This is a genomic window from Streptomyces sp. NPDC126497, from assembly GCF_040302425.1.
Taxonomy (GTDB): Bacteria; Actinomycetota; Actinomycetes; order Streptomycetales; family Streptomycetaceae; genus Streptomyces.
Window position 1 is genome coordinate 18,268 of sequence record NZ_JBEORT010000050.1, and the last position, 19,922, is coordinate 38,189.

Annotated in this window: 14 protein-coding genes; 9 read left to right on the top strand and 5 right to left on the bottom strand. The window is 72.1% G+C overall.

Features of this window, described 5'->3' with window-relative positions:
- Positions 1-5 precede the first annotated feature (5 nt).
- The 3 genes from ABTY20_RS21080 to ABTY20_RS21090 are packed head-to-tail and all read right to left on the bottom strand — an operon-like array spanning position 6 to position 1,544.
- On the bottom strand, positions 6-809 hold the full coding sequence (locus ABTY20_RS21080; RefSeq protein WP_351998543.1) for a rod shape-determining protein: 804 nt from the start codon (positions 807-809) through the stop codon (positions 6-8).
- Complete coding sequence (locus tag ABTY20_RS21085) at positions 806-1,180, bottom strand: TraR/DksA family transcriptional regulator (RefSeq protein WP_351998544.1); 375 nt, start codon at positions 1,178-1,180, stop codon at positions 806-808. The genes ABTY20_RS21080 and ABTY20_RS21085 overlap by 4 nt, the downstream gene beginning before the upstream one ends.
- 40 nt (positions 1,181-1,220) lie before the next feature.
- Complete coding sequence (locus ABTY20_RS21090; protein WP_351998545.1) at positions 1,221-1,544, bottom strand: TraR/DksA family transcriptional regulator; 324 nt, start codon at positions 1,542-1,544, stop codon at positions 1,221-1,223.
- A gap of 271 nt (positions 1,545-1,815) precedes the next feature.
- Between ABTY20_RS21090 and ABTY20_RS21095 the strand changes: the two genes are divergently transcribed.
- The 4 genes from ABTY20_RS21095 to secD are packed head-to-tail and all read left to right on the top strand — an operon-like array spanning position 1,816 to position 6,220.
- The gene (locus ABTY20_RS21095) at positions 1,816-2,793 is read left to right on the top strand and encodes a HAMP domain-containing sensor histidine kinase (RefSeq protein WP_351998546.1); all 978 of its coding nucleotides are present in this window, start codon (positions 1,816-1,818) and stop codon (positions 2,791-2,793) included.
- On the top strand, positions 2,790-3,476 hold the full coding sequence (locus tag ABTY20_RS21100) for a response regulator (RefSeq protein WP_351998547.1): 687 nt from the start codon (positions 2,790-2,792) through the stop codon (positions 3,474-3,476). Before ABTY20_RS21095 ends, ABTY20_RS21100 begins: the two co-directional genes overlap by 4 nt.
- Positions 3,473-3,868 carry a hypothetical protein gene (locus ABTY20_RS21105; RefSeq protein WP_351998548.1) on the top strand — a complete coding sequence of 132 codons (396 nt, stop codon included), beginning with the start codon at positions 3,473-3,475 and terminating at the stop codon, positions 3,866-3,868. The genes ABTY20_RS21100 and ABTY20_RS21105 overlap by 4 nt, the downstream gene beginning before the upstream one ends.
- A 42-nt stretch (positions 3,869-3,910) precedes the next feature.
- Positions 3,911-6,220, top strand: coding sequence for a protein translocase subunit SecD (gene secD / locus ABTY20_RS21110; RefSeq protein ID WP_351998549.1), 2,310 nt, complete (start codon positions 3,911-3,913; stop codon positions 6,218-6,220).
- 52 nt (positions 6,221-6,272) lie between these two features.
- Here the strand turns inward: secD and ABTY20_RS21115 are convergent, their stop codons facing one another.
- Entirely contained in the window at positions 6,273-8,156 is a 1,884-nt protein-coding gene (locus ABTY20_RS21115; protein WP_351998550.1) for an ABC transporter ATP-binding protein, read from the bottom strand.
- A gap of 327 nt (positions 8,157-8,483) precedes the next feature.
- Between ABTY20_RS21115 and ABTY20_RS21120 the strand changes: the two genes are divergently transcribed.
- The 5 genes from ABTY20_RS21120 (at position 8,484) to ABTY20_RS21140 (ending at position 19,139) form a co-directional block, all read left to right on the top strand.
- Positions 8,484-9,581: a mechanosensitive ion channel family protein gene (locus ABTY20_RS21120; protein WP_351998551.1), complete on the top strand. Its 1,098-nt coding sequence runs from the start codon at positions 8,484-8,486 to the stop codon at positions 9,579-9,581.
- A gap of 147 nt (positions 9,582-9,728) precedes the next feature.
- Positions 9,729-11,948 carry an NADP-dependent isocitrate dehydrogenase gene (locus tag ABTY20_RS21125; RefSeq protein WP_351998552.1) on the top strand — a complete coding sequence of 740 codons (2,220 nt, stop codon included), beginning with the start codon at positions 9,729-9,731 and terminating at the stop codon, positions 11,946-11,948.
- Between the two features lie 134 nt (positions 11,949-12,082).
- Positions 12,083-12,880, top strand: coding sequence for an N-formylglutamate amidohydrolase (locus ABTY20_RS21130; protein ID WP_351998553.1), 798 nt, complete (start codon positions 12,083-12,085; stop codon positions 12,878-12,880).
- Between the two features lie 143 nt (positions 12,881-13,023).
- A complete protein-coding gene (locus tag ABTY20_RS21135; RefSeq protein ID WP_351998554.1) occupies positions 13,024-17,502 on the top strand; it encodes a hypothetical protein in 4,479 nt (1,492 codons plus the stop codon).
- Complete coding sequence (locus tag ABTY20_RS21140; protein ID WP_351998555.1) at positions 17,478-19,139, top strand: AAA family ATPase; 1,662 nt, start codon at positions 17,478-17,480, stop codon at positions 19,137-19,139. Before ABTY20_RS21135 ends, ABTY20_RS21140 begins: the two co-directional genes overlap by 25 nt.
- On the opposite strand, the gene ABTY20_RS21145 is transcribed toward ABTY20_RS21140, so the two are convergent.
- Positions 19,059-19,739, bottom strand: a complete 681-nt coding sequence (locus ABTY20_RS21145) for an NYN domain-containing protein (RefSeq protein WP_351998556.1) — start codon at positions 19,737-19,739, stop codon at positions 19,059-19,061. The genes ABTY20_RS21140 and ABTY20_RS21145 overlap by 81 nt on opposite strands.
- Positions 19,740-19,922 lie beyond the last annotated feature (183 nt).

The window sequence follows — 19,922 nt, forward strand, 5'->3', positions numbered from 1 at the left end:
GGCGGTCAGGGGGTTTGGGTGACCGGGGGGTGGTGGTGTGCCGCGGCGAGGAGGCCGGCGGCGCCCCGGACGGCGGCGGTGTGCGGCGAGGGGACCTGCTGGACCGCGCAGCCGAGGCCGGCGGGCAGGTCGCGGGTGATGTCGGGGCGCAGCGCGCCCCCGCCGGCCAGCAGGACGCCACGGCGCAGGGCGGTGCGGGTGAGCGCGGTGCGGTCCTGCCGCAGCATCGCGGTCACCATGTCGACCACCGCCGCGGTGACGTCGCCGGGGGGTGTGCCGTCGGCCAGGTCGGTGGTGCCCAGCGCGACGCGGCGGGCGTCGGTGACCGCTCCGTCCACGAGCAGCACCACCTCGGTGAGGTGGGCGCCGATGTCCACGACGAGCAGCGGCCCGATGTGGTCGGCGCCCGCGGCCAGGGCCACCGCGCGGGCGCCCGGGACGGTCAGTACGGCCCGCGGCCGGAGGACCTCGACCGCCGCGCGGGCGGCGGTCCGGAAGGCCGGCCCGTCCAGCACCGGCGCCGTGACGACGACCAGCGGACGGCCGAGCCGGGGCAGCCGGTGCCCGAGCAGCCGCTCCAGCATCCGGGCCGTGCCGGGGGTGTCGACGATGGTGCCGCGCTGGATGGGGTGGACGGCGCCGGTGCCCGGGAAGGTCACGGTGGGCACGTCGAGGACCATGCCGCGTCCGGCGATCCACGCGCGGGTGCGGGCGCTGCCCAGGTCGAGGGCGATGCCTGAGCAGCGCCGGCACAGCGGCCAGTGCCGGTGCCGCACCGGCGTCGGGCGGGGACGCCGGACCACGGTCACCGGCCGGCCTCCCTCACCTGCTGGCAGCGCCCGCAGTAGCGGGCCTGGGGGACGATCAGCAGGCGGTGGCGTTCGACGGCGCGTCGGCACAGGTGGCAGGCGCCGTACTGCCCGCAGTCCATCCGGGCGAGGGCCGCCTCGACGTCGGCGAGGACCATGCGGGCGGAGGCCGCGAGCTTGACGCCGACCTCGATCTGGGCCGCGTCCTCCCGCCGGCGCCGGTCCTCGGCGCGGTCGGAGGAGAAGGCGGCGAACTGCCGCAGCTGCTCCTGCCGGAACAGCCGCTGCTCGTGCAGGTTCTCGCGCAGCGCGGCGAGGTCCTCGGCGGTGAGGACCGTGTCGCGCCCGCCGATGGTCTGGTGGATCACCACTGCACCCCTTGGGCAGAGCGGGAGGGGAGGACGGACGGGGTCAGGCGCGGCCCTGGCAGCCGACGCAGTACCTGGTGTGCGGCAGGATCTCCAGCCGCTCCGGCGGTACGGCCTTGGAACAGCCCAGGCAGGTGCCGTAGGTGCCGTCCTCGACGCGGGCGAAGGCCTCGTCGATCTCCGTCAGGACGCGCTTGATGGCGTCCCTCTGGTTGGACATCAGGTGGTCGCCGGGACTCTGCCCGGTTTCGTCCAGCGCCTTGAGCTGCGCCAGCCGGGTCGTGCGGGCGTGTTCGAGGCGCTGACGGACTTCGTCCGCGGCCGGATGGGCGCTGCGGGGCTCGGTGCGGGGCAGGTCGAGCGACACGGATGGTCCTCCTCGGTGACGTACGGGTGATGTCCTCACCTTCGCCCTTCTCCGTCCCGGTGCCCATCGGGCGCGGTACCCATCTGTGCGGGGTCGCAGGACCCACCCCGCCCGGCATGGGTCGGGCGGGGCGCGGGAAATGGGGCGCGGGGCCCATCGACCGGGGGCCGCCCCTGGTGCAGGCTGGCCGGTGTCCGCCGGGACAAGGGGGCCGCGGCCGCGGAAGAGGGCGCGGTGACCGACAGTAGAGGCAGACGAGAAAGAGGAAGGCGTGACCTCCGTGTCCCTGTACTGGCGGATCTTCGGGCTCAACGCGGTGGTGCTGGGCAGTGCCACCGCGCTGCTGCTGTGGGCTCCGGTGACCGTGTCCGTCCCGGTGCTGCTGACCGAGGCGGTGATCCTGGTGGGCGGCCTCGGCGTCATGCTCGTCGCCAACGCGGCCCTGCTGCGCATCGGGCTGGCCCCGCTGGACCGGGTGACGCGGCTGATGACCACCGTGGACCTGCTGCGTCCCGGCCAGCGGCTGCCGGTGCGCGGTGGCGGCGAGGTCGCCGAACTGGTCAGCACGTTCAATTCGATGCTGGAGCGGCTGGAGGGGGAACGCGTCGCCAGCAGCGCCCGCGCCATCCTCGCGCAGGAGGGCGAGCGGCGCCGTATCGCCCAGGAACTGCACGACGAGGTCGGGCAGAGCATGACCGCCGTGCTGCTGGCCCTGAAGCGGGCGGCCGACGAGGCGTCCCAGCCGCTGCGCGGTGAACTCCAGCAGGCGCAGGAGATCACCCGGGAGAGCCTCGACGAGGTCCGCCGGCTGGTGCGCCGGCTGCGTCCGGGCGTCCTGGACGATCTGGGCCTGGTCAGCGCGGTCACCTCGCTGACCACCGAGTTCGCCACGCACACCGGGTTGCGCGTGCTGCGCCGCTTCGACCCCGACCTGCCCGCCCTCGACCACGAGGCGGAGCTGGTGATCTACCGGGTGGCGCAGGAGGGCCTGACCAACGCCGCGCGGCACGCCGAGGCGCGGTGCGTGGAGGTGAGCCTGCGCGGCGCCGACGGGCACGTCGTCCTCGAGGTGGCCGACGACGGCCGCGGCGTCGGGGCCGCCCGCGAGGGCGCCGGGCTGCGCGGGATGCGCGAACGGGCCCTGCTGATCGGGGCGGGTCTGGACATCTCCAGCCCCGACGAGACCTCCGCGACACCCGCCGGAACCCGGATCCGGCTGACCGTGCCCACCGTCAGGAAGCAGTCATGAACCACCAGGACACCCACGACGACCACCGGCCGGGGACCACGATCCGGATCCTGCTCGCCGACGACCACGCGCTGGTGCGGCGCGGCGTGCGGCTCATCCTCGACCGGGAACCGGACCTGGAGGTGGTCGCCGAGGCGGGCGACGGCGCGGAGGCGATCGCCATGGCCCGCACCCACGACGTCGACCTGGCCGTCCTGGACATCGCCATGCCGCGGCTGACCGGTCTGCAGGCCGCCCGCGAGCTGACCGCGCTGAAGCCGGGGCTGCGCATCCTGATGCTGACGATGCACGACAACGAGCAGTACCTGTTCCAGGCGCTCAAGGCGGGGGCCGGCGGTTACGTGCTGAAGTCCGTCGCGGACCGGGACCTGGTCGCCGCCTGCCGGTCCGCGATGCGGGACGAGCCGTTCCTGTACCCGGGCGCGGTGACCGCGCTGATCCGCAACTACCTCGACCGCGTGCGGCACGGCGAGGAGGCGCCCGAGCAGCTGCTGACCCCGCGCGAGGAGGAGGTGCTCAAGCTCGTCGCCGAGGGCCATTCGTCGAAGGAGATCGCCGAACTGCTGTTCATCAGCGTCAAGACGGTGCAGCGGCACCGCGAGAACCTGCTGCACAAGCTGGGGCTGCGGGACCGCCTCGAGCTGACCCGTTACGCCATCCGCGCCGGGCTCGTCGAGCCTTGACCCCCGATCGGCGGGGACGCCCCGCCCGCCTTCCGTTCCGGGCCGCCGCGGCGGCCGTCACCGCGTTCGCGGCCGTGCTGCTGGCCCTCGGGTCCTCCCCGTCGGCGGTGCTCGTCCCCGCCGCGGCCTCCTCCCCGGCGGCCCACGCGTCCGACACCCGTCCGTACGGCGACGACGCCTACGTCGGTGCCCGCACCCTGTTCACCCGGCCGGAGCGGGACACCGGTGAGCGGACGGTGCCCGCCGGACACCTGCTCTTCACCGCGGCGCACACGCCGCCGGTCCCGCCCCGGCCGGCCCGGCCCGCGCCGGCGGCCGGGCACGCGCCGCCCGCCGCCGCGCACATGCCGTCGGACCTGGGGCGCGCCCCTCCCCCGGCCTCCAGCACCTGAGACTCCCCCTTCCTCTTCTCCGCGTGCCTGCTGGAGGCATCTGTGAAACGTCCCGCCCGCTTCAGGGCGTTGTTCGCGCTCGCCGTGATCGCCGCATCCGTGTTCATCGCCGTCACCGTCCCGGTCCGTCTGGGCCTGGATCTGCGGGGCGGCACCCAGATCGTGCTGGAGACCCGTTCCACCGAAACCGTGAAGGCCGACGGGGAGGCCACCGACCGCACCCTGGAGGTGCTGCGCGGCCGGGTCGACGCGCTCGGTGTCGCCGAGCCGGGCATCGTCCGCTCCGGGGACAACCGGATCATCGTCGAGCTGCCCGGCGTGCAGGATCCGCGCAAGGCCGCCGACGTCCTCGGCCGTACCGCGCAGCTCTCCGTCCACGCGGTGCTCGGCGCCGCCGGCGGGTCCGACAAGGACCGGGCGGAGGGCGAACGCGTCCTGCCCGACGAGCAGTCCGGTGAACGGCTGCGGCTGGCCGCCGCGGCGCTCACCGGCCAGGACGTGAAGGACGCCGAGGGCCGCTTCGACCCGCAGAGCGGTGCCGGCTGGCACGTCACCGTGGACTTCGAGGACGGCAAGGGCTGGGCGAAGCTGACCGGCGAGGCCGCCTGCCACCCGGCGGGCGATCCGCAGCGCCGGGTCGCGATCGTCCTGGACGACAAGATCATCTCCTCACCCCAGGTCGACCCGTCCGTGGCCTGCGGCGCGGGCATCACCGGCGGGTCCACCCAGATCACCGGTTCCTTCACCAGCGACGAGGCCAAGGAGCTCGCCCTGCTGGTCAAGGGCGGCGCGCTGCCGGTGCCGGTCGAGACGGTCGAGCAGCGGACCGTGGGCCCGACGCTGGGCGCCGAGGCCATCGAGGCGAGCGCCTGGGCGGCCGTCGTCGGCACCGCGCTGACCGCGGTCTTCATCATCGTCGTGTACCGGCTCATGGGCGTCCTGGCCACCCTGGCCCTGCTCTGCTACGGCCTGATCTCCTACGCCGGTCTGGCGGCCCTCGGCGCGACCCTGACCCTGCCCGGTCTCGCCGGTTTCGTGCTGGCCATCGGCATGGCCGTGGACGCCAACGTGCTGGTCTTCGAACGGGCCCGGGAGGAGTACGGCAAGCGCAACCGGCCCAGCGGCCGCTCGGCGCTGACCGCCGGGTTCAAGGGCGCCTTCAGCGCCATCGCGGACTCCAACGTCACCACGCTGATCGCGGCGGTGCTGCTGTTCCTGCTCGCCTCCGGTCCGGTGAAGGGCTTCGGCGTCACGCTGGGCATCGGTGTGCTCGCCTCCATGATCAGCGCCCTGGTGATCACCCGGGTGCTGGCCGAGTTCGCCGTGGCCCGCCGCTGGGTGCACCGCCGGCCGAAGGTCACCGGCCTGGCCTCCATCGGCCGGGTCCGCACGTACCTCACCCGCCGCGACCCGCAGCTGATGCGGCGCCCGCGCCGCTGGCTGGCGGTGTCCGCCGTGGTGCTCGTCGTCGCCGGCGCGGGCATCGCGGTGCGCGGGCTGAACTTCGGTGTGGAGTTCACCGGTGGCCGCCTCATCGAGTACTCCACCAGCGACACCGTCGACCCGGACCGGGCCCGTGAGGCCCTGGCCGACGCCGGCTTCCCGCAGGCGGTCGTGCAGTCCTCCGGCGACGACAGGCTGACGGTGCGCACCGAGGAGCTGACCAACGCGGAGGCCGTCGAGGTGGCCGACGCCATCGCGGATCTCGGCGGCGGGGCCGAGAAGGTCCGCGACGAGCTGATCGGCCCGAGCCTCGGCGACGAGCTGCGGCGCAACGCGCTGATCGCGCTCGGTCTGGCCCTCGGCGCCCAGCTGCTGTACCTGGCCTTCCGGTTCCGCTGGATGTTCGGTACCGGGGCGGTGGCCGCCCTGGCGCACGACGTGGTGATCCTCACCGGCGTCTTCGCCTGGCTGGGCAAGCCGATCGACGGCGTGTTCCTGGCCGCGCTGCTCACCGTGATCGGTTACTCGGTGAACGACTCCGTGGTGGTCTTCGACCGGATCCGCGAACTGTGGCGGAAGGACGGCAGGGCGCCGTTGTCCCGGGTCACCAACCGGGCGATCCTGCAGACGGTGCCCCGTACGGTCAACACCGGCATCGGTGTGATCTTCATCCTGGCCGCGCTGGCGCTGCTGGGCGGCGACTCGCTCACCGACTTCGCGCTCGCGCTGCTGATCGGCATGCTCGTGGGCACGTACTCGTCGGTCCTGACCGCCTCGCCGCTCGCCGTCGTGCTCAGCTCGTCCGCCGGTGGCGGCAGGGGCGGCAGGGGCCGGGGCGGCTCCGGGCGGGCGGGCTCCGGCGCCGGGAGGCGCCCGGACGAGGCCGGGGCGGCCACGCCGGTCCGGTAGGAGCGGAGGGAGGGGCGCCTTCGGGGCCCCTCCCTCCCGTGCGGCACCGCCGCTACGCCACCGTCGCCCCCTCCGGCCGCCGTTCGAACTGGGTGCGGTACAGCTCGGCGTAGCGGCCGTCGGCGGCCAGCAGGTGCTCGTGCGTGCCGCGTTCCACGATCCGACCGGCCTCGACGACCAGGATGAGGTCGGCGGCGCGGACGGTGGACAGCCGGTGGGCGATCACCACCGCCGTCCTGTCCTCCAGCGCCTCCGTGAGGGCCTCCTGCACGGCCGCCTCGGAGGTGTTGTCCAGGTGGGCGGTGGCCTCGTCGAGGATGACGACGCGCTGGCGGGCCAGCAGCAGCCGGGCGATGGTCATGCGCTGGCGTTCGCCGCCGGAGAGCCGGTAGCCGCGTTCGCCGACCACCGTGTCCAGGCCGTCGGGCAGGGCCCGTACGAGGGCGTCGAGGCGGGCCCGGCCCAGGGCGTCCCAGAGGTCGGACTCGTCGGCCTCCGGCCGGGCCAGGAGCAGATTGGCGCGCACCGTGTCGTGGAAGAGGTGACCGTCCTGGGTCACCATGCCGAGAGTGGCGCGCAGTGACCGCGCGGTCAGGTCGCGGACGTCGACACCGCCCACGCGCACGGCGCCGGAGTCGACGTCGTACAGCCGTGGCAGCAGCTGGGCGATGGTCGACTTGCCCGCGCCGGAGGAGCCGACGAGGGCGACGGTCTGTCCGGGCTCGGCACGGAAGGAGATGCCGTGCAGGACCTCGTCGCCGCCGCGCGGGTCGAGGGAGGCGACCTCCTCCAGGGAGGCCAGGGAGACCTTCTCGGCGGAGGGGTAGCCGAAGCGGACGTCGTCGAACTCGACGGAGACCGGACCCTCGGGCACCTCGCGCGCGTCCGGCCTCTCGCCGATGAGCGGTTCGAGGTCCAGCACCTCGAAGACCCGCTCGAAGCTGACCAGCGCGCTCATCACCTCCACGCGTGCCCCGGCGAGCGAGGTGAGCGGCGCGTACAGCCGGGTGAGCAGCAGCGCCAGCGCCACGACGTCGCCCGGCTCCAGGGTGCCGCCGAGGGCGAGCCGGCCGCCGAGGCCGTAGACCAGGGCGAGGGCGAGGGCGGAGACGAGGGTCAGCGCGGTGATGAACACCGTCTGCGCCGTGGCCGTGCGCACGCCGATGTCCCGGACCCGGCGGGCGCGGACCGCGAACTGGGCGGACTCCTCCTCGGGCCGGCCGAACAGCTTGACCAGGGTGGCGCCGGGTGCGGAGAACCGCTCGGTCATCCGGGTGCCCATGGCCGCGTTCAGGGCGGCGGCCTCGCGCTGCATCCCCGCCATGCGGCGGCCCATGCGGCGGGCCGGGACCACGAACACCGGCAGCAGTGCCAGTGCGAGCAGGGTGATCTGCCAGGACAGGGTGAGCATCACGGCGAGGGTGAGCACGAGGGTGACCAGATTGCCGACCACGGTCGACAGGGTGTTGCTGAAGGCCCGCTGGGCGCCGATGACGTCGTTGTTGAGACGGGAGACGAGCGCTCCCGTGCGCGTGCGGGTGAAGAACGCGACCGGCATGCGCTGCACGTGGTCGAAGACCGCTGTCCGCAGGTCGAGGATGAGGTCCTCGCCGAGGGCCGCCGAGAGTCTGCGGCCCAGCACGCCGAGGACCGCCTCCACGACGGCGATCAGCGCGATGAGCAGGGACAGGCGGACCACCCTGGCCCCGTCGCCGCCGGAGACGATGGTGTCCACGACGCTCCCGGCGAGCACGGGGGTGGCGACGGCGAGCGCCGCGGTCGCCGTGCCGAGGAGCACGAACAGGACCAGACGGCGCCGGTGCGGACGGGCGAAGGCTCCGACGCGGCGCAGTGTCGCCCCGGTGAGGGGGCGGTGCTCGTCCTCGGCGGTCATGATGCCGCGCAGTTGTGTCCACGCCGTGGTCTCCATGCTCATGCACGTGAAGGTAGGACCTCGAGCATGATTGAGGTCAAGGACGGCCCGGACCGGCCCGCCGCACGGCAGTCGGCGGGCGTGCGGACCGCCGCTGCCGCCGCGGGTGTTGACGCCGGTCGCGCCGGTGCGGCTGAAGGCGGTCCGACCAGCGGGGCGAGCCCGGGGGCGGTACGGACCGCCGCGCGGAGTGCGGCAGGATGAGCGGTCGTGCCGACCGCGGTCGGGGGCGGCCGGCGCGACGTACATCCCGTAGAACTCGAACAGGTGACGACACGTGACACGACTTCACACAGGGCCGTCGGACAGGGCGTTCGCCGGAGGTGAGCGGTGACCCGCGCGCTCACCGGCCACGACCTGGTGTACGCCGGCATCGCCCTCGCGGCCGGCCTGCTGGCGGCGTTCCTGCTGCGGCTGCTGCTGCGCCGGCTGGACCGGCTGGCGGAGCGCACCAGTTGGCGCGGGGACGACGTCCTCGTGGACGCGCTGCGCATGATCGCGCCGTGGGCGGCGATCGCGGGCGGCGCGGCCTCCGCGGCGGCGGCGCTGCCGCTGACCCGCACCGTGCAGCACAACGTCAACCAGGTGCTGACCCTGCTGGTCATCTTCGCCGCGACGATCTCGGCGGCCCGGGTGGTGGCGGGGCTGGTGCGCTCGGTCACCCAGTCCCGCTCCGGTGTCGCCGGGTCGGCGACCATCTTCATGAACATCACCCGGATCCTGGTCCTGGCGATCGGTTTCCTGGTGGGGCTGCAGACGCTGGGCATCTCGATCGCCCCGATGCTCACCGCCCTCGGCGTCGGCGGTCTGGCGGTCGCGCTGGCGCTGCAGGACACGCTCGCCAACCTGTTCGCGGGCATCCACATCCTCGCCTCCAAGACCGTGCAGCCCGGGGACTACATCCAGCTGAGCAGCGGCGAGGAGGGCTACGTCGAGGACATCAACTGGCGCCAGACGACGGTCCGCAACCTGTCCAACAACCTGGTGGTCATCCCGAACGCGCAGCTCGCCAAGACGAACATGACCAACTTCATGCGTCCCGAGCAGCAGCTGACGATCCTGGTGCAGGTCGGGGTGTCGTACGACAGCGATCTGGAACAGGTGGAGCGGGTGACGAAGGAGGTGGTCGCCGAGGTGATGACGGAGATCACCGGCGCCGTGCCGGAGCACGAGCCGGCGGTGCGCTTCCACACCTTCGGGGACTCCCGCATCGGCTTCACGGTCATCCTGGGCGTCGGCGAGTTCAGCGACCAGTACCGGATCAAGCACGAGTTCATCAAGCGCCTGCACCGCCGCTACCGCGAGGAGGGCATCCGCATCCCGTCGCCGGCCCGGACGGTGGCGCTCCAGCAGGGCGCCGTGCTGATCCCCCAGCAGCGCGACACGGACTCCGTGCCGGACGACATGACCACCACCCGGCCGATCTGAACCCACCGTCCCGGGTGATCTCCCGCCACGCCGGAAGGATCGTGGCGGGAGGTCGGCCGGAAGTCGGCGCGGACCCCTGTCGAGCCCCGGTCGATCACGAGATATCTTGATGTCGAGCAATGTTGCAGACGTGGAGCGGAGCACCCGGTGACTGACTCGACCATCATCTATACGCACACTGACGAGGCCCCGGCCCTGGCGACGTATTCCTTCCTGCCGGTGGTCCGGGCGTACGCCTCGCAGGCGGGTGTCGCCGTGGAGACGCGGGACATCTCGCTGGCCGGGCGCATCATCGCCCTGTTCCCGGAGTACCTGGCCGAGGACCAGCGCATCCCGGACGCGCTCGCCGAGCTCGGCGAGCTGGCCAAGACGCCGGCGGCCAACATCATCAAGCTGCCGAACATCTCGGCGTCGATCCCGCAGCTCAAGGCCGCCATCGCCGAGCTGCAGGGCCAGGGCTACGCGCTTCCCGACTACCCGGACGACCCGAAGACCGACGAGGAGCGGGAGATCCGCGCCCGCTACGACAAGGTCAAGGGCTCGGCCGTGAACCCGGTGCTGCGCGAGGGCAACTCCGACCGCCGCGCCCCCGCCTCGGTGAAGAACTACGCCAAGACCCACCCGCACCGCATGGGCGCCTGGACCGCCGAGTCCAAGACCAACGTGGCGACCATGGGCGCGGACGACTTCCGCTCCACCGAGAAGTCGGTCGTCATCGCCGAGGACGGCGCGCTGCGCATCGAGCTCAAGGGCGACGACGGCACCACCACCGTGCTGCGCGAGTCCGTGCCCGTCCAGAAGGGCGAGGTCGTCGACGCCTCCGTGATGCGCGTCGCCGCGCTGCGCGAGTTCCTGACCGCGCAGGTCGCCCGCGCCAAGCAGGAGGGCGTGCTGTTCTCGGTGCACCTCAAGGCCACGATGATGAAGGTCTCCGACCCGATCGTCTTCGGTCACGTGGTGCGCGCCTTCTTCCCGAAGACGTTCGCCCGGTACGGCGACAAGCTCGCCGCGGCCGGCCTCACCCCGAACGACGGTCTGGGCGGCATCTTCAAGGGCCTGGAGGCCCTGCCCGAGGGCGCCGAGATCAAGGCGTCCTTCGACGCGGAGCTCGCCGAGGGCCCGGCGCTGGCGATGGTCGACTCCGACAAGGGCATCACCAACCTGCACGTCCCCTCGGACGTCATCGTGGACGCCTCCATGCCGGCCATGATCCGCACCTCCGGCCACATGTGGGGCCCGGACGGCCAGGAGGCCGACACCCTCGCGGTGCTGCCGGACTCCAGCTACGCCGGCGTCTACCAGGCCGTGATCGAGGACTGCCGGGCCAACGGCGCCTACGACCCGTCCACCATGGGCTCGGTCCCGAACGTGGGACTGATGGCGCAGAAGGCCGAGGAGTACGGCAGCCACGACAAGACCTTCGAGATCCCCGTCACGGGTACGGTCCGTCTGGTCGACGGCAACGGCGAAGCGGTCCTCGAGCAGGCCGTCTCCGCCGGTGACATCTTCCGCGCCTGCCAGACCAAGGACGCCCCGATCCGCGACTGGGTGAAGCTGGCCGTCACCCGCGCCCGCGCCACCGGCGACCCGGCCGTCTTCTGGCTGGACGAGGACCGCGCGCACGACGCCAACCTGATCGCCAAGGTGAAGCAGTACCTGCCGGAGCACGACACCGAGGGCCTGGACATCCGCATCCTCGCCCCGGTCGAGGCGACCAGGCTGTCGGTGGAGCGCATCCGCCGCGGCGAGAACACCATCTCGGTGACCGGCAACGTGCTGCGCGACTACCTCACCGACCTGTTCCCCATCCTGGAGCTGGGCACCAGCGCCAAGATGCTGTCGGTCGTCCCGCTGATGGCGGGCGGCGGCCTGTTCGAGACGGGTGCCGGCGGCTCCGCGCCGAAGCACGTGCAGCAGCTGGTCAAGGAGAACTACCTGCGCTGGGACTCCCTCGGTGAGTTCTTCGCGCTGGTGCCGTCGCTGGAGCAGTACGCCGAGGCCACGGGCAACACCCGGGCCAAGGTCCTCGCCGACGCCCTCGACCGGGCCACGGCGACCTTCCTCAACGAGGACAAGTCCCCGACCCGTCGCGTCGGCGGCATCGACAACCGCGGCAGCCACTTCTACCTGTCCCTGTACTGGGCGCAGGAGCTGGCCGCGCAGACCGACGACGCGGACCTGGCGAAGGCCTTCGCGCCGCTCGCCGAGACGCTCACCGCCAACGAGGCGAAGATCGTCGAGGAGCTGAACGCCGTCCAGGGCAAGCCCGCCGAGATCGGCGGCTACTACCAGCCCGACCCGGCCAGGGCCGCCGCGGTCATGCGTCCGTCCACCACCTGGAACGAGGCGCTGGCGTCCCTGAGCTGACGCGAGCGGTCCCCGTACTCCGCCCCGGCCGGCACCGCGCCCGGCCGGGGCGGAGCCGTCCCACGGGCGGTGTTGTCAGTGGCGTGTGTCATCTTGATCACGTCGTGCACCACTGACACCCCTGGAGCAACCGTATGACCGATGTGCCCTCCTCCTTCTCGTTCGTCCCCGGTGATCCGGACTCCCCGGTGATCCTCCACGTGCCGCATTCCGCCCGGGAGATACCGCAGGACGTGCGGTCCGGGATCGTGCTGGGGGATGCCGAACTGGAGCGGGAGCTCGACCACATCACCGACTCGCACACCGCCTCGATCGCCGAGGAGGCCGCCCGGGCGGCCGGTCTCACGCCGTGGCGGTTCGTGAACCGGCTGTCGCGGCTGGTCGTCGACCCCGAGCGGTTCCCGGACGAGCGGGAGGAGATGCTGGCCGTCGGGATGGGCGCGGTCTACACCCGGACCACGCACAAGGACGTGCTGCGGCCCGACGGCTTCGACCCCGAGCCGCTGATCGGGCGGTACTTCCGGCCGTACGCGCGGGCGATGACGGAGGCGGTCGCCGGCCGGCTCGCGGCGACCGGGCGGGCCGTGGTCATCGACGTGCACTCCTACCCGAGCGCACCGCTGCCCTACGAGCTGCACGGCGACGGGCCGCGGCCGGAGGTCTGCCTGGGCACCGACTCCTTCCACACCCCGCCCGCCCTGCTCGACGCCGCCCGGGAGGCGTTCGCGCCGTGCGGGGAGACGGGACTGGACAGCCCGTTCGCCGGGACGTACGTACCGCTGGAGTTCTACGGCAAGCGGGCGGAGGTGTCCGCCCTGATGGTGGAGATCCGCCGGGACACCTACATGTCCGAACCGGGCGGCCCCGCCGGGCAGGGGCTGCCCCGGCTCGCGTCGGCGCTCGCCGCGCTGATCGACGCCGTCTCCGCCTGATCCGGCCCACCCCGGCCCCGGGCGTCGCCCGTCCCCGGTCTGACGGACACTCACACAAAGCCCGTCGGCCGGGGTAGAGTCGAAATGTGCGCCTTGGGCCGATCAAATCGCGCGTGTCGCCCGGGAGCAGCATTCGGGTGCGCATGCATGCGGGGGAATGCTTTGAAGGAACGCTCGCGGAGATCGACGAGGACTGCCTCGTCATCCGCACCGCGGACGCGGAGATCATCCTGGAGGCGGAAGCCATCCAGCTGGTCGAGCGCCGCTCGCTGGGGCCCGTCCCCACCGGCGAGGACGTGACGGGCGCGCCGGCCGCGGTCACGCGCTCCGAGCCGCCACCGGCGCCGCCACCGCCCCCTCCGCCCGCCGAGGTCGTCCTCCCGCCCGCCGCCCTGCTCGCCCTGGAGGAGCTGGAGCAGCGGGTCCGAACCCTCCCGCTGCGGATCGACGAACCGGACTTCTCCGTCTACACCGACGACCTGGACGACGAGACGCGCGTTCGGCTGGAGCGCGACCTGCTGAGCATCCGGAACAGCTACGGCTACGCCCTGAAGGTCAGGGACACGGCCAAGATCCTCCAGTGCGCCGGGCGTCTGCGCAGGGTCTCGGAGAGCTACAACGCCGCCGACTGCCTGCAGACCGCGGGACGGATGGTCTGGCTGCTCGGCGAACGCGGCAGGGCCCTCGAGCTGTTCGCCGACGCCGCCGACGCCCTGAACGACAGTTCGTCCTGCTTCGACCTGGCGGTGGCCCAGCGGCACGCCGGTGAACCCACCTACGCCACCACCCTGCGCAACTGCATCGGCCAGGACTCCCCCGCGGACGACCCGGCGCTGACGGCGCTCGTCGCCTGTGTGCTCCTCGACGGCGTCGGCGCCGCCGAACTCGCCGGTCTCGTCCAGGACGCCGCCGGGTGGAAGCCGGGCCCCGCCCGGCTGAGCGTCCTGCACTGCGGCCTGCTGTGCGCCCCCCGGGAAGGCCTGGCCGGCTTCCCCGTCGACGACTGGAACGCGCCCGACGCGCCCGACGGCGCGTTCGCCGTGGTCGCCGCGGGACTGCACCCGGAGCCCGCTCCCGCCGCCCCCGTACGGACCGTGCGGCGGACGCCGGTGCCCCCGCTCCCGCGTCCGGTGCCGCGCACCGGGCCGGCCGGTCCGCCGGCTCCCTCGCCCCCGCCCGCCGGGCGCGCGTCCAGGACCCCGCCGTCGGCCGCGGTGCCCGTGCCCTCCCCGGCGGCCTCCCGGGTCCCGCCCGCCGGGCCCGCGCCGGACCCGCCGGCCCGGACGGCGGGTCCCGACGACGGGCGGGTACGGGCTCTGTCGGAGAAGATACGCGCCTGTGCCGACCGTGGTGACCTGGCCGCCGCCCGGCAGGAGCTGACCACGCTGAAGACCCTCGCGCCCCGTCACTCCCTGACCTGGGGCGCCGAGAAGTACCTGTCCCAGGTCCCCGGCGCCCGTGCGGGCGTCCCCGTCCGGACCGCCGCGGCCACCACCCGGCCGGAACCCGGGGCGCACCACGGCACCCAGCAGGACAAGGGGCCCTTCGCCCGGGCCGTGGCCGCACAGCGCCGCAAGGACTACACGGCCGCGAAGCGCCACTTCCAGCAGGCCATCGAGCAGGGGGACCACCGTGCGCGCGCGGTGCGCAGACTCGTGAACCTGCTGTCGACCAGCTTGCAGAGCCGCGACGAGGCGCTGGCCCTGCTCCAGGAACACAAGCACCTGTTCGTCACCGACGCGGAACTCTGGAACTGGTCCCAGCAGCGCAGCACCATCCTGGAACACGCCGGACGGTGGGAGGAGGCGCTGGACGAGCTGCGCGGCATGCTCGGCCGGGGGCCCACCGGGGACGAGCGGGTGCGGCTGGTGGGCCGGATCGCCATGGCACTGCTCAAGACGTTCCAACCGCAGGAGGCGAAGGAGCTGCTGGAGGCCGAGCTCCAGCGCACCCCGCACCAGCAGCCCCTGCGCGCGGCCCTGAACCAGCTCGTCCAGGCGATGGAGACGAACGTCTACTCCAAGGTCGACGCCGTGGTGCAGCTCCAGTACGCGGCCACCTCCCACCTCAGTCCCCTGCTGACCTTTCATCTCGACCGCTGCGAGTACCGGGGCGTACGGGCGGAGAAGGTGGCCAAGCGCACGTTCACGGAAGACGACATCAAACGCCTGGACGACCTGGTCTCCGGACGCGCCAAGGGCCGGCTCGGCAGCAACTTCCCCCGTGAGCGCGCCGACTACAACCTCTCGGCCGCCCGGATCATGCGCGACCTCGGGATCACGGACGACCGGTTCCGCAGCCGGCTGCGGTACTTCGCGGCCGCGATGGGAGACGCCTGCGCCATCGAGGCGAAGGGCAACCCGGACGTCATCCGGACCTACTACCTGGAGTCGGTGAGCGTCAAGAGCGACTGGGACGACCTGGTCGACGTCAAGCTCCGGCAGCTGGTGATGTCGTTCACGCACAGCGGTGTCCAGTTGCTCGACATGCGCCGGCTGCCGCCCCTGGAGAAGGCCCTGGCCCTGGTGATGACCGAGAAGCACCTCACCAAGGTGGTCCTGGTGACGCTGCTCTCGCTCCCCACGGTCGGTGAGACGGTCACCCGTCTGATCAGGAGGATCTGGGCGAACCGGACCACGCGTGAGATCTTCCAGGCGGCGCTGAGGGACCACCTCGAGGACGACGTCACGGTGACCGACGAGTCGGGGTTCACGCAGGCCTGGCTCACGGCGGCGAAGGAGGACGTCCAGCGCCGGAACGTCTACCACCAGATCAGCGTGCTGGCCGAGACGGTACCGGCGCTGACGGCACTGGACCGGCACACCACGGAGCTGGACCGGATAGCCGAGGAAGTGATCGGCCTCGCCTCGGCGACGGACCGCGCCAGGATCGCCCAGTGCCGTGCGGTCGTCACCGACCTGCGTCAGTACGTCCGGCAGAGCGTGTACGTCGAGCGGGAGCGGCTCTTCGGCGGTACGAGCAGGACCATCCGCGCGCACCTCCAGGAGTACGAGAGCGCCCCGACGGCACTGTCGCTCCAGATCCTGCACCCCTACCTGCTCGCGCTCGACGCCGAGCTCAAGAAGCACTTCGAGGTGTACCAGAAGAGCGTGGAGCCGGAGAACCTGAAGGTGGAACTGGTCATCGACCGGTATCTGCCCAGCGGGGGCCGGGTCGACGTCCAGCTGGAGGTGTCCAACGAGCCGGGGGCGAGCCCGGTCAGCAACGTCGTGCTGACCGTGCTGCCCAGTGACGACTACATCGCCACGAAGGCCACGATCGCGGTCGCCGAGTCCATCGGGGCGGGCGAGTCGAAGACCTGTCAGATCTCCTTGGTGGCCGGCAAGCCCACCATCGAACAGGAACTGATCACCCTGGTCTGCCGGATCGAGTTCACGCTGCGCTCGCAGCGACGTGTCGAGGCCGAGGTGGAGCCGAAGTCGATCCGGCTGCACACCGACACCGAGTGGAGCGAGATCCCCAACCCGTACAGTGCGGGTCTCCCGGTGGAGAACCCGGAGATGTTCATGGGCCGCGACCCCCTGATCGCCAATCTGCTGAAGACGCTGACGGGCCCGCACCGGGGAAGCGTGATCGTCTACGGCCAGAAGCGCGCGGGGAAGTCGTCGGTCCTCTACCACCTCAGGGAGAAACTGACGCCGCCGAGCCTCGCGGTGCGGTTCAGCGTCCAGGACCTGGCGGGCGACATCTCCTTCGCCGACTTCCTCTACCGCATCGGCGCCGACTTCCACTGGGCGATCAGCGATCTGGTGGCGGACGCGGGCTGGGAGACAGCCCCGCTGCCCGAGCCCAGCCTGGAGCAGATCCGGCTCTCCCCCCAGCAGAAGTTCAACGAGTTCATGCGTCGTCTGCTCGCCTGGCTGAGGGCCACACCGCCCCTCGCGGACAGCCATCTGGTCCTGCTCATCGACGAGTTCAGCATGGTGCACAAGGAGATCCGCAGCGGGAACCTGCCCGAGAGCTTCATGAAGGGCTGGAAGGCCATGCTCGAGGCCGGGTTCTTCCGCTGTGTCCTGGTGGGCAACGATCTGATGCCCCGCTTCATCCAGGAGTTCCCGAACGAGTTCCAGGTGGCCACGGAGGCCCGGGTCTCCTACCTGGAGCACGCGGACGCGAAGGAGCTCATCGAGAAGCCGATCCGGTTGCCCGACGGAGCCAGCCGGTACCGGGGCAACGCCGTGGACCGCATCCTCGAACTGACCGGCCGCAGTGCGTACTACATCCAGTTGTTCTGTCACGAGCTGGTGCTCTACATGAACAGCGAGGACGTGCGCGGGCCGGCGATCGGGCCCGCGGACGTCGAGGTCGTCGCGGACCGGCTCATCGTGGCGCTGGGCGAGAACGAGTTCGACAACCTGCTCACCCCCGGCGACAGCGAGGTCACCGACATCAGCGGCGAACTCGTCATGGAGGTGCTCCGGGCGACGCGGCGGGAGGTCGGCCGGGCCATGTACCACGAAGGTGACCCGAACGCCCACCCGGAGGCCGAGCGGGTCATCCAGGACCTGGAGCGCAGAGAGGTGCTCCAGCGCCTGTCCGGGAACAGGTACCGCATCAGGGTGGGACTCTTCAGCCAGTGGTTGCAGCACCGATGGGCGTGAACGCGGCGGGGCCCGACGGCCCGGGGAACCCGGTCGGCAATCCCTACGCGGGGTACGGATCCCCCGTGGCGGGACCGGAGTTCGTCGGCCGCACCGCGGCCGTCAGCTCCATCCGGAACCGGACGTTCGCCTCGCTGGAGACGGCATCGGTGTCGATCGTCGGGCCGCCGAGGGTCGGCAAGTCCAGTCTCGCCCGGCACGTCCACGACCGGTTCGCCACCGGTCTCAGTGTCCGGGGCCTGACCTTCGTGCCGGTGTGGATCACGGTCAGCGGCTGCGACTCGGAGCAGTCGCTCTTCCGTGAACTCGCCTACGCCGTCCAGACGTGGATGTCCGAACACGGGGCGCACGCCGACCGGCTGGAACCGCTGTACGCCTCCCTGTCCGCCGCCGGGTCCTGGGACGACATGCGGATGCAGCTGCGCACCTACCTGCGCCGGCTCCGGCGGCTCGGATATCAGGTCGTGGCCGTACTGGACGAGTTCGACGCCGCCCGGAACATCTTCCGGCGCTCGGCGCCCTACGAGTTCCTGCGCGCCCTCGCCTACGAGCCGGACGTGCGCGTCGCCCTCATCACCACCTCCCGCCGGGGCCTGGCGGAGATCGTCGTGAGGTCGACGCCCGAGCTGTCCACGTTCCCGCAGATATTCGGGCTGCCGGTCGTCCTGGGGTGCTTCGACACCCGGGAGCTGACGGCTCTAGTGGCGAGGTCCCCGCACATCGACGCGGACCTGGAGCAGCCGCTGCTGGCCTGGCTGGGCCGGGAGACCGGGGGCCAGCCGTTCCTGGCGTCCGCGCTGCTGTCCGTGCTGCACGACCGGTGGGCGATCCACGGGGTCCCCCGCCCCGCCGAGCTGCCGCGCCACCTCGGCGAGGCCGTCGCGACGTGCAGCGAACTGACCGTCCGGCACCACGAGCAGATGCTGGAGCTCCTGCGTGACGAGGACCGGCTCAGGATCCTCCTCGAGGTGCTCTTCGGTCCCCAGGTCACCGCGCGGCCGCAGGACGCCGAGCGGCTGGCCAGGGAAGGGATCATCCGGCCGAGCGCCGACGGCTGGGCGGGGTTCTCGGAGAGCTTCCAGGAGTACCTCGGCCTGCTGGAGCGGAGATCGGACGACTGGTCGCTGTGGCAGCTGACGGAGACCAGGCTGCGGGCCGGCCTGACCACCGCGCTGCGGGCCGCGTACGGGGACCTGTGGCTGGTCAAGCTCAAGGAGTGCCAGAAGCGGCTGATCGAGGAGTGCGAGAACCGGCAGGAGCGGGTGCGGCGGGGTTTCGGGGAGCTCGCTGCGGACGAGAGCCCGCTCGACTACGCCTACCCGCACGATCTGCTGGCCATCATCATGATGCACTGGGAGCAGCTGCGACCGACCCTGGGCCACTCGAAGGACGGCTGGCAGGAACGACTGCAGCTGATCGCGCGGGTGCGCACGCCGATGGCGCACAACCGGCGGTCCGGTACCTCTCCCCTGCTCATGGAGCAGTTCCGCCAGTACTGCCGGGACGTGCTGCGCTGGCTGCCCCGCCCGGCGGACCCGGAGCCGTCCCCCGTGTCCTCAGAGCACCGTGCTCCGGTCGGTGACGTGGGTGCTGGGCCGGTCGATCAGGGCACTGTAGACGCCGGGGTCCAGGGGTAGTTCCCTGGTGCCGGGGATGGGGCGGTGCTCGTGGTCCGTGCGTGCGCAGGTCGGGAACGCCGAGTACAGCGCGTAGCGCCGGCCCTGCGACTGGTGGACCTTCTTGACCTCCTGCACCATCGGGCCGAAGTCGGAGTCCTGGGACAGGACGATCAGCGTGGAGTACTCCTGCTGCCAGGCACCCCGGAGCGCGAGGGACGCGAGCCTGATGTCGGCGCCCTTCTCCTTGCGGCGCCCCGCCGTGGCATTCGGCGTGCCGCAGTTCCCGCAGGTCACGCTGCGCTCCAGTGACGTGCTGCACTGGGTGCACGCCAGTGGGTGGTAGCTGAAGCGGGCTCGCTCGTGGCGTACGCCGTAGTTGCCGAGCTTGCGCAGACGCTTGCGCCAGGCGTGGAACTCCGGCGCCTCCCCCGGGCGGTTGCGGTCCGGGAGGGCCATGACCACGGCGGCCGCGCTGACGGTGTCCGCGCCCGTCTCGGCGGCCACGTGAAGGGCCAGCCGGTCGATCGGGAACTTGGCGGCGGGACCGTATCCGAAGCACCGCAGGGCGGAGACGTAGTGGTTCCATCCGTCGACCAGAACCAGGCACCCCGATCCCACCCTCTGCCCCCCGAATGACAAAAACGACCGAGAACACAGCACAACGAGAAAACCCCGCTGGGGGCCACAGGTCTGTTTCCAGAAGCGACGCTAGCAGCGGGGGCGCTACAGAATGTAGCGAACCGGTCGGACGGCGGCAAGGGGACCGGGCCCCGGGGGCGGGTCCCCGCGTCCGCGGAACCC

Coding starts and splice junctions, on each gene's coding strand:
- ABTY20_RS21100 (WP_351998547.1), top strand. CDS start 2,790: ATGAACCACCAGGACACCCACGACGACCACCGGCCGGGGACCACGATC.
- ABTY20_RS21115 (WP_351998550.1), bottom strand. CDS start 8,156: ATGAGCATGGAGACCACGGCGTGGACACAACTGCGCGGCATCATGACC.
- ABTY20_RS21130 (WP_351998553.1), top strand. CDS start 12,083: ATGACCGATGTGCCCTCCTCCTTCTCGTTCGTCCCCGGTGATCCGGAC.
- ABTY20_RS21135 (WP_351998554.1), top strand. CDS start 13,024: ATGCATGCGGGGGAATGCTTTGAAGGAACGCTCGCGGAGATCGACGAG.